The sequence below is a fragment of the Micromonospora sp. DT41 genome (assembly GCF_049841715.1).
Lineage (GTDB): Bacteria > Actinomycetota > Actinomycetes > Mycobacteriales > Micromonosporaceae > Micromonospora > Micromonospora profundi.
In genome coordinates this window covers 1-15,980 of record NZ_JBNCKU010000034.1, presented here as the reverse complement: position 1 = coordinate 15,980, position 15,980 = coordinate 1, and the positions used below count along the sequence as shown (strand labels likewise).

10 protein-coding genes are annotated in these 15,980 nt (G+C 70.6%); 8 read left to right on the top strand and 2 right to left on the bottom strand.

Annotated elements, in window-relative coordinates; genetic code table 11:
• A partial coding sequence (locus ACLQ23_RS31285) for a M23 family metallopeptidase (protein WP_425736133.1) occupies window positions 1–641 on the bottom strand: 641 nt, incomplete at its 3' end.
• Window positions 642–1,026: 385 nt separating this feature from the next.
• Between ACLQ23_RS31285 and ACLQ23_RS31280 the strand changes: the two genes are divergently transcribed.
• The 6 genes from ACLQ23_RS31280 (at window position 1,027) to ACLQ23_RS31255 (ending at window position 11,920) form a co-directional block, all read left to right on the top strand.
• Complete coding sequence (locus ACLQ23_RS31280; RefSeq protein WP_425881504.1) at window positions 1,027–4,314, top strand: DUF2961 domain-containing protein; 3,288 nt, start codon at window positions 1,027–1,029, stop codon at window positions 4,312–4,314.
• Window positions 4,314–6,494, top strand: a complete 2,181-nt coding sequence (locus tag ACLQ23_RS31275; protein WP_355598591.1) for a family 43 glycosylhydrolase — start codon at window positions 4,314–4,316, stop codon at window positions 6,492–6,494. The genes ACLQ23_RS31280 and ACLQ23_RS31275 overlap by 1 nt, the downstream gene beginning before the upstream one ends.
• Window positions 6,495–6,499: 5 nt before the next feature.
• On the top strand, window positions 6,500–8,095 hold the full coding sequence (locus ACLQ23_RS31270; RefSeq protein ID WP_425881503.1) for a sugar ABC transporter ATP-binding protein: 1,596 nt from the start codon (window positions 6,500–6,502) through the stop codon (window positions 8,093–8,095).
• Window positions 8,092–9,186, top strand: a complete 1,095-nt coding sequence (locus ACLQ23_RS31265) for an ABC transporter permease (protein ID WP_355598587.1) — start codon at window positions 8,092–8,094, stop codon at window positions 9,184–9,186. Before ACLQ23_RS31270 ends, ACLQ23_RS31265 begins: the two co-directional genes overlap by 4 nt.
• 27 nt (window positions 9,187–9,213) lie before the next feature.
• Window positions 9,214–10,206: a substrate-binding domain-containing protein gene (locus ACLQ23_RS31260; RefSeq protein ID WP_425881502.1), complete on the top strand. Its 993-nt coding sequence runs from the start codon at window positions 9,214–9,216 to the stop codon at window positions 10,204–10,206.
• A 79-nt stretch (window positions 10,207–10,285) separates the two neighbouring features.
• Window positions 10,286–11,920 carry a fucose isomerase gene (locus ACLQ23_RS31255; RefSeq protein ID WP_355598583.1) on the top strand — a complete coding sequence of 545 codons (1,635 nt, stop codon included), beginning with the start codon at window positions 10,286–10,288 and terminating at the stop codon, window positions 11,918–11,920.
• Between the two features lie 15 nt (window positions 11,921–11,935).
• Here ACLQ23_RS31255 and ACLQ23_RS31250 read toward each other — a convergent pair whose 3' ends face one another.
• A complete protein-coding gene (locus tag ACLQ23_RS31250) occupies window positions 11,936–12,982 on the bottom strand; it encodes a LacI family DNA-binding transcriptional regulator (protein ID WP_355598581.1) in 1,047 nt (348 codons plus the stop codon).
• Window positions 12,983–13,324: 342 nt separating this feature from the next.
• Here ACLQ23_RS31250 and ACLQ23_RS31245 point away from each other — a divergent pair, with 342 nt between their 5' ends.
• Window positions 13,325–14,773: an FG-GAP repeat domain-containing protein gene (locus ACLQ23_RS31245; protein WP_355598579.1), complete on the top strand. Its 1,449-nt coding sequence runs from the start codon at window positions 13,325–13,327 to the stop codon at window positions 14,771–14,773.
• Window positions 14,773–15,980 (top strand): N-acetylmuramoyl-L-alanine amidase (locus tag ACLQ23_RS31240; RefSeq protein ID WP_425881501.1); only part of this gene is annotated, 1,208 nt, incomplete at its 3' end. The genes ACLQ23_RS31245 and ACLQ23_RS31240, both read left to right, overlap by 1 nt.

Genomic DNA, 15,980 nt, shown 5'->3' with positions numbered 1-15,980 from the left:
CTGTGGGTGAACGCGATGACGTCGTCGCGTCCGTCGCCGGTGAAGTCGGTGGGTGACCCACCAAAATACCGCGCGGCGGCCGGTGGCGGCGTTCCGCAGTTGTCGCTGACCAGGTACTTCTGGTTGTACTGGCCGGGATACGGCGCGAGGGACACCCCGTTGATGACGATCGTCTGGCCGACCCCGTTGTAGAGCTGCTCGTAGTGCACATGCGGCCCGGAGGAGTTGCCGGTGCTACCGGTGACGCCGATCTGCTGGCCCTGCTGCACGTAGGCGCCGTCGGGCACCGAGTAGGCGCTGAGGTGGAAGTAGTAGGTGGTCCAGCCGCCACCGTGGTCGATGACGATGTAGTTGCCGGCCCCGCTGGGCTGCGAGTACCGGCGGGCGACGCCGGCGGCCGACGCCACCTGGGGCGTGCCACCGGTGGTGCCGCCGTCCGCGCGGACGAAGTCCAGCGCCTGCCTCACCTCGGCGCTGTGGTGGTCGTAGGTCCACCGCTGTCCGCAGGGGAACGGCGCCTTGAAGTTCGGTGCGGCGAGCGCGGGAGAGGGCGTGCTCACCACGGCGGTCAGGCTCACCCCGGCCAGGCTGAGCAGTGCGACGAGGACGCGCCGGGCGGCGCTTGTCGGGAGTCTGGACATGGGGCGACTCCTATCGGGGTGGGCGGTCGCAGCGGTGTGCCGCGCGTCGTGGGCCGGTGTCGCCGATCGCCGATGGGCGGGCCTGGCAGTCGCGTCGGAGAGGGGCGCGTCGCGTCCCGAGCGGCGAGACGGTGGCGCTGAGGAGAAGTGAAACTGCAGGCTTCGGCGTCTGTCAATACCTACCGAGGCGGTCCTGTCCGCCGAAAATCTTCTTCAGTCCGGGCTCGGCCAGCCCTGCCGCGGCCGGCCCGCGGTCGCCGGGCGATGAAGATTTCTTGCCCCGGAGGGAAAGCGCCCGCAAGGTATTGACAACCGTGGAAGTCGAGCAGTTAACTCGCCAGCAATCGATTTCCCACCGCTCTCGGTCGCTCGGGAAGGGACACCGATGAGGCTCCGTGTCACCCGCTGGCTGGGCGCCACCGTCGCCATGCTCACCGCGATCCCACCGGCGACGGCCTCCGCCGCCACGCTGGCCGTTCCCGCGCCAAGCGTTGTCGACGCCTCCGCGTTCGCCGTCGCCGACGACAAGGGACCGACCGGATGGGACACCTACCGGCGGCTCGACCGCCTGCCCGAGCTGGCCGCAGGCACCCGTACCCATCAGTTCTCGAGCTTCGGCCGCGACGGCTCCAACGACGACGGCTTCGTCGGCACCTGGTCCTGCCTACGCCAGAGCGGCGGATGCGTGATCGCCGAGGCGCGCGGACCCGGCGAGGTCCAGTCGATCTGGTTCACCCGCGACGAAGGCGACGTCCGCGCCACCGGCTGGATCCGCATCGAACTCGACGGCGTCGTGGTCGTCCAGGCCGACCTTCAGGCCCTGGTGGACGGGCGACTCGGCAGTCCTTTCGTCGCACCGCTGGTCAGCAACGCCGACCAGACCTCCGGCGGCGTCACGATCAAGGTGCCGATGCCCTACCGCGACTCCATGCGGATCACCACCCAGAACAACCCGCTCTTTCACCACGTCACCTACCGCACCTTCGCCGATGCCGAGGGCGTGACCCGCTTCGACCCGGCTGACCCGGCCTCCGACGTGGTCACCCTGCTGCGCGCCGCCGGCACCCGTGATCCGAAGCCCGCGCAAGCCGGCGCCTCCACAGGCCGCGCCACAGTCACCGCGCCGGCACAGGGCCAGGTGTCGTTGGCCGGCCTGACCGGTCCACGGGCGATCACCGCGCTGCGGCTGCGCGTACCCGATGCGGCGGCCGGCGCGCCGACGCTCGCCGGCCTGCGGCTGCGGCTGACGTTCGACGGACGGACGACAGCGGACAGCCCTGTCGGGGAGTTCTTCGGCGGCGGGCTGGGCGAGCGCAACGTCCGATCCCTGATGTTCGCAATGGATTCCGCACCCGGCGGCTGGTACAGCGCCTGGTGGCCGATGCCCTTCCGCTCCTCCGCCGCCGTGACGCTCGTCAACACGACAGGCACCACTGTCAACGGGATCGAGGTCGAGGTGACGTCGGCGCCCGGCACCGAGTGGACGTCTCGGCTCGCCGCCGACGGCAGCGCGGGCTACTTCACCACCCAGTCGCGGCGCGCGGAGACGGTCGGCGGCAACGACTGGATCGTCGCCGATCAGTCCGGCCGGGGCCGGTTCGTGGGCGTCTCGCAAACCATGCGCGGCCACATCATCGGCGGCAACACCCGCAACTACCTTGAAGGCGACGAGCGGGTGTACGTGGACGGCTCGCCGACGCCGCAGATCCACGGCACCGGCACTGAGGACTTCTACGAGTCGGGGTGGTACTTCAACCGAGGCGAGTACAGCGGCGTCTTCACCGGCAACACCGCGCACCTGGTCCGCGGCGGCGGATGCGCCGACGAGTGCGACGCCGCCTACCGGCTGATGATCGGCGACGCGGTGGCGTACGGCTCCGCGCTGCGCTTCGGCATCGAGCACGGGCCGGCCAACGACATGCCGGCGGAGTACGCCTCGACCGCATTCCTCTACACCCAGCGCACCGTGACCACACGCCGGACCGACACCGTCGTCACCGGCGACGCCGCCAGCCGCGCCGCCCACGCGTACACCGACTCGTCGGCGACCCAGACCGCGCTCACCGCCAGCTTCGAAGGCGACGACGACAACGTCCCGCAGACCGCCCAGGTCCGCGCCACGACCGCACCCGTCCGCTTTCAGTTAGCCGTCGACCTGACAAACCAGGGGGTACGGCTGCGCCGCCACAGCGACCAGTCCGGCGGCTACCAGCAGGCGGCCGTGTCGGTGGACGGCGTACCGGCCGGGGTGTGGCTCCAACCCTTGGGCAACGACCGGCAACGCTGGCTGGCCGACGACTTCGTCCTGCCCGCGGCCCTGACGGCGGGCCGGTCGACGGTCACCGTCCAGCTCACCCCGGCCGCAGGCGCGCCGCCGTGGACCGCCGTCCGGTACCAGGCCGACAGCATGGTGCCGCCGTTCGCCGACACCACAGCCCCGGCAACGGTCGCCGGTCTCACCCTGGCCGGCGGACGCGTGCACGCCCTCGGCCTGACCTGGTCGCCCTCCGCCGACGACGTAGGGATCGTCTTCTACCGGGTCTACGCGTCCCGGAACCCGGGCGTGAGGATCACCGCCGCCAACCTGGTCGGCACGACCCGTGCCACGGCGTTCCGGCACGGGCCGCTGCCGGCCGGCCAGACCCGCTACTACCGCATCGTGGCGGTCGATGGGTCGGGCAACGTCGCCGCGCCCTCGGCCGAGGTGTCGGCCACCACCCGGAGCCGCAACACCAGCGACGCCAACGGCGACCGACGCGACGACGCGATCGACTTCACGCGCGGCGCCACGGCCGACGTGTTCACCTCGCTCTCCGACGGCACCCGTTTCGTGCCGGACAGCCGACCCTGGAACGACTTCTTCGCCGTGGACGCGGAGATCCCTCTCACCGGCGACGTCAACGGCGACGGCCGCGCGGACATCGTCACCTTCACCCGGGGCGACAACGCCGACGTCTACGTCGGGCTCTCCACCGGTACCGGATTCGCCGCCGGGGTCAAATGGCACGACTTCTTCGCCGTCGGCACCGAGATCCCGGCGGTCGGCGACGTCAACGGCGACGGGCGTACCGACATCATCACCTTCACCCGTGGCGCCGCCGCCGACGTCTACGTGGCGCTGTCCACCGGCTCCGGCTTCGGACCCGGCGTCAAGTGGCACGACCACTTCGCCCTCGGCGACGAGTTCCCGGCGGTCGGCGACGTCGACGGTGACGGTCGCGACGACATCCTGACGTTCACGCGGGGTACGGCGGGCGACGTGTTCGTGTCGCTCTCCGACGGCACCCGCTTCGTGGAGGACGGCTGGAAGTGGCACGACAGCTTCGCCCTCGGCGACGAACTGCCCGCGGTGGGCGACGTCGACGGTGACGGTCGCGACGACATCCTGACGTTCACGCGGGGTACGGCGGGCGACGTGTTCGTGTCGCTCTCCGACGGCACCCGCTTCGTGCAGGACGCCTGGAAGTGGCACGACAGCTTCGCCCTCGGCGACGACCTGCCAGGGGTCGGGGACTTCAACGGCGATGGCCGGGCCGACGTGGTGCGGTTCACCCGCGGGCTCACTGCCGACGTGTACGTCTCGCTGTCCACCGGCGGCGGGCTCGGGGCCGCCAACCGCTGGCACGACCAGTTCGCCCCCGGCGTCGACCTGCCCCGCCCGAGCGTGTCGTGATGCGCGCCCGACGTGTCACCGCAGCGCTCCTGCTCGGAGCTGTCCTGGCAGCCGCCCCGGCGGTGCCGGTCCTGGCTGCCGTACCGGCGGCATCCGCCCTGACACCGGTCCCGGCGGCGGCCTCGGCCCTGTCTGACGACCCGGTGCGGTTCGAGGCCGAGTCGCTGGCTGTCGTCAACGCCACCGCGCCGGTCGGGGCGCAGGCCGACTGTTGCGGGGTGAGCTGGTCCGGCGGGCGGCAGCTGTGGTTCCGGGCTGCCCGCGCGGGGGACTCGGTGACGCTCACCCTGCCGTCGGTGCCCGCCGGGCAGTACGACCTCGGCGCGGTGCTCACCCGGGCCGGCGACTACGGCACGCTGCGTTTCGCCGTCGACGGAGTGGCTGTCGGCCAGCTCTTCGACGGGTACGCCAGCACCGTGCAGCGCGCCGGCGCGGTGCCTCTGGGCTCGGCGTCGCTGCCCAGCGGCACGCACCGCCTCACTGTCACCGCCACCGGCAGGTCCGCGCCATCGACCGGTTTCTTCGCGGGGCTCGACACTGTGACGCTGCGCCGCGTCGGCCCGCTCGCGGCGGTCACCACGACGCCGTACGAGACGGCCGGTGAGACGCCGTCGCGAGGCGCGTCGACCCGCGTCTACGACCCGAGCGTGGGCGAGTCGACGACCTGGTACTACAACGACCACACGCTGGCGCGGCACCAGCAGACCGGCGTGTGGCACCTGTTCGGCATCACCCACGCCGAACCCGGAGCGCCCCAGGACGAGAAGGTCTTCGGGCACGCGACGGCGCCGAGCCCGACCGGTCCGTGGACGAAGCAGCCGGTGGCCCTGATCGCCGACCCGGGCGCGGGAGAGCAGTGGATCTGGGCTCCGCACGTCGTGCACCACGACGGCGTCTACTACATGTTCTACGCGGCCGGTAATCCGGACTACACGCGCTACCGCATGCACCTGGCCACCTCGACCGACCTGTTCACCTGGACCCGCAGCTCGGCCAACCCGCTGTTCACCGACGGGTGGGAGGGCCGCGACCCGATGGTGACAAGGGTCGGCGACCGCTGGGTCATGTACTACACGGCCACGTCGAGCCCGTCCGGAGGCAACCACGTCGTGGCGTACCGGACCAGCACCGACCTGCGGTCCTGGAGCGCCCGCGCGGTCGCCTACACGTCGCCGTACACAGGTCAGGCGGGTGGGCAGACGGAGTCGCCGTTCGTGGTGCGCCGGGGGGACTGGTGGTACCTGTTCGTCTGCTGCGACGGCACGGACTACGGCGCCGCGTACCGGCGGACGGCCGTCTACCGCAGCCGCGACCCGCTGCGGTTCGACGGCGCGGAGAAGGTGGCGGTCCTGGACGCGCACGCCGCCGAGGTCGTGGTGGACGGCTCGACCTGGTATCTCAGCCACGCCGGCTGGGGCCAGGGCGGACTCTGGCTGGCGCCGCTGACCTGGCAGACGCAGGTGGTGGCGCGCGGGTACACGGTGGCCACCGGGTTCCTCCGCGCCGACGTGCGGACCTGGCCCAACGCCCGGATCGCCGAACTGGCGGTGGACCCGGCCGGAGCGGGCAACTACCGGCCCGCGCTGGACTCGTCGCACCGAGGCACGGGCCCGTACCTCGCTGTGGGTCGGTTCGACGTGACCGACCGGGCCGGCGCACCGGCCCGGGTCGACGTGTCGGCCGACGGCTCCCGGATCAACCTTGTCGGCATTCCGTTCGGCGACGAGCCGGTCACCGCCGACTGGCTGCTCACTGTGGCGCCCCGATGGTCCGGCCCCGGGTTGCAGAGCGACATCACCTGGTCGGTCAACGGGTGGCCGACGGCGGCGGTGTGGGAGGTGGCGTTCAACGTCGACGGCGCGTCCCCGACGGTCGGGGATCCGGCGGTGGAGGCACGACCGACAGGTGACGTCACCGGAATGCCCCGGTGGACGATGTCCACCGGGGCCGGGCTCTCGGTGGTAGCGGTGCACAGGTGGGGGTCGGCCTGGCGCGGCGACAACACCTGGTACGACGCCGGGCACGCGATGGCGGCCTGGCAACCGTTGTGGCGTGCGGGTGGCCTGTCCTGGGGGCCGGGACAGTATCCGGGAGGCACCTGGCGGCTGGTCGGAAGCGGCGTCCGGCGGGACGTCGCGTTCGCCGACGCCGCGCACGCCGCGATGAACGCGGTCCCGTGACCGCCGTGAACATCGGAGACCCGCCGCGCGCGGAGTCGGACACGAGCGGGCCGGTGGTGGTCGCCATGACCGGCGTGGCGAAGAGGTTCGGCGGTGTAACGGCCCTGGACGGCGTCGCCTTCGACGTGCGCGCCGGTGAGGTGCACGCGTTGCTGGGGGAGAACGGCGCGGGCAAGTCCACCTTGATCAACATTCTCTCCGGCGTCATCACCGACTACGACGGTGAGGTCGCTGTCGACGGAACGCCGGTACGGTTCGCCGGTCCCGCCGCCGCCCAGGCCGCCGGCATCGCGACCATCCACCAGGAACTTGACCTGGTGCCCGCCCTGTCGGTGGCCGACAACCTGGTGCTCGGACGGGAACCCCGGACGCGGTTGCGCACAGTCGACCGGCGGGCGGCCGTCCGTACCGCGCAGGAGCACCTGGACCGGCTCGGGGCCGACATCGACCCGCGGCGGCCCGTGGGGTCGTTGCGCGTGGGGGAGCAGCAGCTCGTCGAGATCGCCAAGGCGCTCGTGCTGGATGCCCGCGTGCTCGTCATGGACGAGCCGACGGCCGCGCTCGCCGACGGGGAGGTACGGCGGCTCTTCGCCACCATCGACGGCCTGCGCCGACGGGGCGTCGGCGTCGTCTACATCTCGCATCGGATGGAGGAGATCGAGGTCGTCGCCGACCGTGCGACGGTGCTGCGCAACGGTTCGGTCGCCGGTGTCGTGCCCGCCGGGCGGATGGACCGGCGGCGGATCATCGCGATGATGGTGGGCGAACGGGCAACCTCGCTGTTCGCGCCCGGAGACGCGGACAGCCCACGCGGGACCGTGCGCGAGCCACTGCTCGACGTCACCGACCTGGCCGTGCGGCCCCGGGCGCCCCGGCCCGGCCGCTGCGAGCCGGACGGCATCAGCCTGACCGTACGGGCCGGCGAGATCGTGGGCCTGGCCGGCCTGATGGGAGCCGGCCGCACCGAACTGCTGGAAACCCTCTTCGGCGCCGGTCCGCGTGGCCGGCGCAGCGGCGCGATCCGGTTGAACGGCAGCCGGTACGCGCCGAGGCACCCGCGCGCGGCGCTGCGCGCAGGGATCGGCTTCGTGCCCGAGGACCGTCGCCGCGCCGCACTCGTCCTCGGACATCCGGTCGGTCGCAGCATCATGCTGACCGCCCTGGCAAACGTGACGACCGCAGGATTCGTCAGCCGCAAACGGGAGCGCTCCGTGGTCCAGCGGACGATCACCGAACTGGCCATCAAGACGTCGTCGGCGGCCACACCCGTCGGCGCGCTCTCCGGCGGCAACCAGCAGAAGGTCGTCTTCGCCCGGCAACTGCTCGCCGAGCCCAGGCTGCTGCTGCTGGACGAGCCGACCCGCGGCGTCGACATCGGCGCGAAGGCCGAGATCTACCGACTGCTGCGCCGGCTCGCCGGCGAGGGCATGGGCATCCTGCTCGCCTCGTCGGAGCTGCCCGAACTGCTCGGTGTCTGCGACCGCGTGGTGGTGCTGCGCGGCGGTCGCGTGGTGGCCGACCTCCCCACCGGCGGCTGCACCGGCGAGGACATTCTCGCGGCGGCGATGGGCGGCGCGACCGCTGGAAGGGATGAACGATGACCGACGTCCGCGTACCGCCGCCGGAGCCCGCCGTGACCGAGGTGCCGCCCGCCGCCGGCACGGTCGGGTTGCGAGGCACCGCCGCCCGCTGGCTGCGCCGGCCGCGCAGCCGCCGCGAACTCGTCGAACGCCTCTTCGCGGTGCAGAGTCTCTTCGCGTTGCTCGTGGTCTTCGTCGTCGCGATCCTCGCCTCACCTCGACGCGACGGCGAAATCCTCTTCCTCACCGCCGGGAACCTCGGCAACATCGTCCGCGCGGTGTCGGAGATCGGCATCATCGCGATCGGCATGACGTTCGTCATCCTGCTGGGAGGCATCGACCTGTCGGTCGGCGCCATCCTCGGTCTGTCGGCCGTCGGCACCGCCACCCTCCTTGTCGACACGGGGTTCGGCATCGTGCCCGCGGTGGCCGTGGTGCTCGTGATCGGTGCGCTCTTCGGCGCCGTGCAGGGGTACGCCGTAGCCCGCCTCGGCATCCAGTCGTTCATCGTCACCCTCGCCGGCCTCCAGGTCGCGCGGGGCATCGCCCGGATCTGGTCGGGTGGCCTGGGGATCCCGATCGCCTACGGCGACGGAGCACACGAAGCCCCGCCGGCCTTCGAACTGCTGAACGGCTCCCTCAACGGCGTGCTCCCGGTGCCGGCGGTCCTGTTCGTCCTGATCGGGATCGCCGCGATCGTGGTGCTGCGGACGACCGCGTTCGCCCGGCACGTCTACGCGATCGGCGGCAACGAGAAGGCGGCCCGGCTCTCGGGTGTCCCCGTCACGCGGATCAAGGTCGCCGTGTTCGCCGTCGCCGGCCTTCTCGCGGCGGTGGCCGGCGTGATCCACGCGGGACAGCTCAACCAGGGCAGCCCCAACGACGGCGCCGGATACGAGTTGGACGCTATCGCCGCTGTGGTGATCGGCGGGACGAGCCTGGCCGGCGGCTCCGGCTCGATGGGCGGCACCCTTGCCGGCGCGTTGCTGCTCGGCATCCTCAACAACATCCTCGCGCTCAACAACATCGACGCCAACGTCCAACTGCTGATCAAGGGACTGGTGATCGTGCTCGCGGCGGCGCTGCAGAAGCTGCGCCACGGCATCGCCTGACCGAACCCACACCGAGGAGCCACTGCCATGCACAGACGAACCGTGCTCGCGTTGCTGGTCGCCGGCGCGCTTCTGACCACCGCGGGATGCACCGTCGAGAAACCCTCCGACGACGCCGGCTCGGCCCGCGCCTGCGGAACCGGCAAGGACTTCCTGATCGGAATGTCGCAGGCCAACAACGCCGAGCCGTACCGGCAGGTGATGAACAACGACGTGCAGACGGCCGCGAAGGCGGTTCCCGGCTTCCGCGTCGTGGTCTCCGACGCCGCGCAGGACAACAGCAAGCAGGTCGCCGACGTGGAGAACTTCCTCACCCAGAGGATCAACCTGCTGATCATCTCGCCAAACGAGGCCAAACCGCTGACCGCCGTGGTCAAGAAGGCGTACGACAAGGGCATCCCGGTGATCGTGCTGGACCGCAAGGTCGAGGGCGAGGCGTACACCGCGTTCATCGGAGGGGACAACGTCGCCATCGGCAGGGCGGCCGGCGAGTTCTACGCCCAGACGCTGCTCCCCGGCGGCGGCAAGGTGATCGAGATAGCGGGGCTCCCCGGCTCGACGCCGGCGGCAGAGCGCGCGAAGGGGTTCCGTGAGGGCATCGCCGGCAACCCGAAGATCGAGATCGTCGCCTCCCAACCCGGGGACTGGCTGCGTGAGAAGGGGCAGTCGGTGGCGGACGCCCTGATCAAGTCCCACCCGGACGTATCGGCCGTCTACGCGCACAACGATCCGATGGCGGAAGGCGCCTACCTCGCCGCCAAGGCGGCCGGGCTCGAACAAAAGATCAAGTTCACAGGCATCGACGCGTTGCCGGTGCCCTCCGGCGGGATCAAGGCCGTCGAACAGGGCCGCCTCGCCGCGACCTTCCAGTACGCCACCGGTGGCCGTGAGGCCGTCGAACTCGCCCGGAAGATCCTTGTCGACTGCACCACGGACGTCCCGCGCGCCACCACGCTCGACACAACGCGGATCACCAGCGACAACGCCGCCGAGGCGTACGCCAAGCTCGGCGGTCTCTGAGTACGCACCGCCGGCCTGGTCGCTTCGCAGCAACGACTGCCCGACCCGTCAACCGCCCGACAGTCAAGGGAGCCGCCCTGTGACCCGTTACATCCTGCCCGTGCCGGTGCAGCCGCCGGCCGCCCCGCCGCGCACCGTCTACACAGTGGCGAGCGGCGACTTGCGGCTGAGCGCGAACGTCACCTGCTGGCCGACACAGCGGCAGCTCGAAGAGGACCTCTCCGCCGCCGTCACCGCGCTGGGCTGGCACGTCCGGCGCGGCCACGACGTCGACGCGGTCACCGGCCACGGGTTCATCGCCAGCCAACGCGCAGGAATCGAGGTGTTCCGGACGATCCCGCCCGACGCCCCGCTGATCGTGGTCGAGGCGGTCTGGCAGTACAGCCACCACGTGCTGGCAGGGCTGCGCGCCCACCGGGGGCCGATCCTGCTCGTCGCGAACTGGAGCGGCCAGTATCCCGGTCTGGTGGGGCTGCTCAACCTCGCGGGCAGCCTCACCAAGGCGGGCGTGCGGTATTCGACGCTGTGGAGCGAGGACTTCACCGACGAATGGGCGCGCGACGGCTTGAAGAAGTGGCTGGAGACCGGCGAGGTGGTGCACGACGAGAGCCACGTACGCCCCCTGCCGGCGCTGCCGCCGGACGCCGAGGTCGAACTCGGCGTGGCGCTGGCCCGGCAGCTCGTCTCCGAGCGGGCCATCATCGGTGTCTTCGACGAGGGCTGCATGGGCATGTACAACGCCATCATCGACGACGAGCTGCTCAACCCGCTGGGCATCTTCAAGGAACGCCTGTCGCAGAGCGCACTGGTGGCGGAGATGGCGCGGGTACCCGAGCCCGAGGCGCAGGCAGTGCTCGCCTGGCTCGACGCGGCGGGAATGACGTTCCACACCGGCGTCGACGAGGCCACCGAACTGACGCACGCGCAGCTGCTCAGCCAGTGCAGGATGTACGTGGCCGCGCTGCGCATAGCCGACGACTTCGGCCTGGACGCGGTGGGAATCCAGTACCAGCAGGGCCTCAAGGACACCGTTCCGGCAAGCGACCTGGCCGAGGGACTGCTGAACAACGTGGTGCGCCCCCCGGTGACCAGCCGCGACGGCTCACGGGAGCTGTACCCGGGTGTGCCGCTGCCGCACTTCAATGAGGTCGACGAGGGCGTCGCGGTGGATTCGTTGGTCACCAACCGGATCTGGACCGCGATGGGCCTGGACCCGGCCACCACGCTGCATGACATCCGCTGGGGAGAGCAGTACGGCGAAAGTTTTGTCTGGGTCTTCGAGATCTCCGGTTCGGTGCCCGCGTCGCACAACGGTGGTTACGACCGGTCCTACAGCATGCGTCAGCCGCCGATGTACTTCCCGCTCGGCGGTGGCACCCTCAGCGGGGTGTCAAAACCGGGGGAGATCGTCTGGTCGCGGGTGTTCGTCATGGACGGCGCGCTGCACGTGGACCTCGGTCGCGGCACGGTTGTCGAGCTGCCCGCGGCCGAGACGCAGCGCCGGCTCGACGCCACGAATCCACAGTGGCCGATCATGCACGCCGTGCTGCACGGCGTCGGCCGCGACCAGTTGATGGCCCGGCACAAGGCCAACCATGTCAACGTCGTCTACGCCCCCGACGCGCTGATCGCCGACCGTGCGCTGCGGGCCAAGGCGGCCTTCTTCGCCGAGTTGGGCGTAGCCGTCCACCTCTGCGGTGACGTGCGGATATGAGCGGCCGGTCTCGTTTTACGGGCCGGTCGTGCCGCGGCGCCGAGGGCTGTCGTCGGGGCGGTTCGGCTGCCCGGGGGCCGAACTCTCCCGTACCCGCAGTTCGGTGCGCAGGACGACTGTCGAGGGCGCCTTCGCCGGGTCGGCGATCCGCTCAACGAGCAGCGAGGCAGCCGTACGACCCAGGTCATAGGTGGGTTGGGAGACGGTGCTCAGTGACGGCCGGACCAGGTGCGCCCACGGAATGTCGTCGAACCCGACGATGCCGAACCGGTCCGGTACGTCGATGCCGTTGTCGACAAGACATTCGACAGCGCCCACTGTCATCAGGTTGTTGGCCGCGAACACCGCGTCCGGCGGCTCGCCGGTCTCCAGCAACGAGGCCATCGACCGGTACCCGCCGTCCTCGCGGAAGTCGGCGTACTGGATCAGGTCCTCGTTCGTCGAACGCCCGCTCGCCTTGAGCGCCTTCTGGTAGCCCCGCAGCCGCTGCATGGCTGTGGAGATCCGGCGCGGGCCGGTGATGCAGGCGATCCGTCGGTAGCCGCTGCGCACCAGGTGGGTCGTCGCCTGCTCGGCGCCGTGGATGTTGTCGACGAGCACTGTGTCCACGTCGACGCCGCGCGGTTGCCGGTCGATGGCCACGACCGGGATACCGGCCTGCACCAGGCGGCTGATCAGGGCCGGCCGCCCGGACGAGGAGATGATCACCCCGGCCATCCGCTCGGCGAGGGCCGCCGCGACGTACCGGGCCTCCTTGTCCGGGTCCTCGTCACCGTTGCACAGCACGACCGAGAATCCGGCCTCCTGTGCGACGTCCTCGACGCCACGCACCATGGAGGTGAAGAACGGGTTTCCGATGTCGGAGATGATGACCGCCCAGAGACTGGTCCGGCTCCGGCGCAGGCTGCGGGCGACAGCGTTCGGGCGATAGTCGAGATCCTGTGCGGCCTGCCGTACGCGGGCGGCCAGCTCCGGGTCGACGGAGTCGCGTCCGTTGAGCACCCGGGAGACGGTCGCGGGCGACACGCCTGCCCTGCGGGCCACATCGTAGATGGTCGTCATCCCGCCCCCATCGTTGTCGCCCAGGCCAGGACGACCGGTTTGCCATCGGGTCGCCGACCCCAGGTGTGCTCGCACCTCGGGAGATCGCTCGGAATCCTATACAGAGGAAGCAATCGATTTCTGGTCGGGCCCAGGCCGTTCCGGATGCCGAACTCCGGAGGTATTGACATCGATGCCGGTGACTACAACACTCGTCAGCAATCGATTTCCCGCTCTCTCGCGTGCCGGGTGGCCCCGTTTTCGGACGGCCGGACCGGCGCCGGCCGACGCGGCGCCCACGGGGCGGGGCGTCAGCTGGCGAACCACCTTCCGGTCGCACACCTGACGTCCCTGAGGAGCATTGTGAGACGACGTTCGCTGGCGATGCTTGTCGCCCTCCTGACCGCAACGGCAACGGTCGCGGTCCCTGCGCCCGCTGCTGCCGTACCGATCGACACGCTCGCTTGTCCGTCCGTCCCCGCCACCCACGACCCGGCCGTCATCCTCGTCGTCTACCGGGTGGCCCGGTCGTACAACGTGAACGACAAGGTCATGCTCTCGACGTTCGAGGCCGGGTGGGTCGAGTCGCACATGAACAACCTGCCTTGCGGCGACAAGTCCAGCCTGGGTGTCTTCCAGCAGCGCTGGGACTACGGCTGGGGCACGCCGGAGCAGATCATGGACCCGGTCTACGCCACCACGCAGTACGTCACCAGGGCGATCACCTGCGACCGTAACAATCCCGGCTACACGGCCGGCCAGGTCGCCCAGTGCGTACAGCGGTCGGGGTTTCCCGATCGGTACGACCAGGCGGCGGCGACGGCGCGAACGTTGCTCAACCAGGCGGCGCGGACCCACGGCATGACCGGCGGCGCACCGACGGACGTCAACGGCGACGGCCGCGACGACGTCCTCACCTTCACACAGAACGCCGCCGCCGACGTGTACGTGAGCACCTCCACCGGCAACGGCTTCGCCGGAACGTCGGTGAAGTGGAACGACTTCTTCTCCATCGGTGGGGAGACCGCGTCGACTGGTGATTTCAACGGCGACGGACGGGACGACATCGTCACGTTCGCGCACAGCAACACCGGTGACGTCTACGTGGCCTTGTCGACAGGGTCGGCGTTCACGTCCCCGGGCAGGTGGCACGACTGGTTCGCCCCTGGCGCGGAGATCGCCGCCGTCGGTGACGTCAACGGCGACGGCCGCGACGACATCGTCGCGTTCACGCACAACGCGACGGCTGACGTCTACGTGGCGTTGTCGACCGGATCGTCGTTCGCCGGCACCGCCGTGAAGTGGCACGACTACTTCTCCATCGCGGGGGAGTTCCCTGCGCTCGGCGACGTCAACGGCGACGGACGCGACGACATCATCACGTTCACCCAGGGCCCCGCATCGGCCTCCGACGTGATCGTGGCGCTGTCCAACGGCGCCTCGTTCGGGGCGCCGCAGAAGTGGCACGACCTGTTCGCCGTCGGCGCCGAGCAACCCCGCGTCGGCGACATCAACGGCGACGGACGCGACGACATCGTCACGTTCACCTGCAACGCCGACGCCGACGTCTACGCCGCCGTCTCGACCGGCTCCGGCTTCACCGGCACCACTGTGAAATGGCACGACTTCTTCTGCCTACCCGGCGAGTTCCCCTACCTCGGCGACGCCAACGGCGACGGCAGAGAGGACCTCATCGTCTTCACCAAGGGCGCCACCAACGACGTCTACGTCGCCCTGTCGACCGGGACCACGTTCGGTCCCAGCATCAAATGGCACGACTACTTCGGCCTGAACGGTGAGGTAACCCTGTGATGTCACGACTGGTGGCCCCGGTGGCCGGAACACGACGGCGGCGGCGTGGTGGCGTCGCCCTGCTGGCCGCGGCGCTCGTCGGCGCGGTGGCGGTCACGCCGACGCCTGCGACCGCGACTCCGCCGGGCCGTAGCGACCTGGACGCGGCCTTTGTGCGGGCGGCGCAGGAGTACGACGTACCCCGGGACGTCCTGGTCGCTGTCGGCTACGGCGAGTCTCGGCTGGACGGCCACGACGGCAAGCCGAGCCAGGCCAACGGTTACGGGGTGATGCACCTGGTGAGCAACCCCACCCAGCACACCTTGGAACGGGCGGCGACGTTGACCGGTGAGCCGGTCGGCACGCTGAAGACCGTCACCTCGGCGAACATCCGTGGCGGCGCTGCCGTGCTGCGCGACCTGGCCGACGCCGAGGGGTTGACCGCGGCCGCCCGGGACCGGGTCACCGCCTGGTATCCGGTGGTGGCGAGGTACGGCGGCGCGGCGGACGACGCGACCGCACGCCTGTATGCGGACGGGATCTACGACCTCGTGCAGCAGGGCATCCCGGGCGCCGTCCCGGTCCGGGCCCACCGGGCGGAGCCGGAGCGGGGCCGTTACGCCACCGTGCTCCCTGCCGGGGCGGCGCCCGGCGCGCTCGCCGCGGCCGTACCGGAGTACGCGCCGGCGCGGTGGATCGCCGCGAACGGCGCCAACTACGGCGTCGGGCGGTCCAGCCGGATCACGACGGTGATCCTTCACGTCACCCAGGGCTCGTACGCCGGCACCATCAGCTGGTTCCAGAATCCGTCGTCGGGGGTCAGCGCCCACTACGTGGTGAAGTCCAACAACGGTGAGATCACGCAGATGGTCCGGGAGGGCGACACCGCGTACCACGCCCGGTCCGGCAACGCCTACGGCGTCGGCATCGAGCACGAGGGCTATGTCGCGGACCCGGCGTGGTTCACCGACGCGATGTACCGTGCCTCGGCCGCGCTGACCCGCTATCTGTGCGACAAGTACGGCATTCCGAAGAACCGTACGGGCATCAAGGGGCACAACGAGGTCCCGGGCAACGACCACACCGATCCGGGGCCGAACTGGAACTGGAACTACTACCTCTCGCTCGTGAACCAGGGTGGTGGCGGGTCGGCCGCGCGGTATTTTGGTGGGTCACCCACCGACTTCACCGGCGACGGACGCGACGACGTCATCGCGTTCACCCACAG

Bases quoted from the DNA above. Each gene is read 5' to 3' on its own strand.
- ACLQ23_RS31280 (WP_425881504.1), top strand. From the start codon at position 1,027: ATGAGGCTCCGTGTCACCCGCTGGCTGGGCGCCACCGTCGCCATGCTC.
- ACLQ23_RS31275 (WP_355598591.1), top strand. From the start codon at position 4,314: ATGCGCGCCCGACGTGTCACCGCAGCGCTCCTGCTCGGAGCTGTCCTG.
- ACLQ23_RS31265 (WP_355598587.1), top strand. From the start codon at position 8,092: ATGACCGACGTCCGCGTACCGCCGCCGGAGCCCGCCGTGACCGAGGTG.
- ACLQ23_RS31260 (WP_425881502.1), top strand. From the start codon at position 9,214: ATGCACAGACGAACCGTGCTCGCGTTGCTGGTCGCCGGCGCGCTTCTG.
- ACLQ23_RS31250 (WP_355598581.1), bottom strand. From the start codon at position 12,982: ATGACGACCATCTACGATGTGGCCCGCAGGGCAGGCGTGTCGCCCGCG.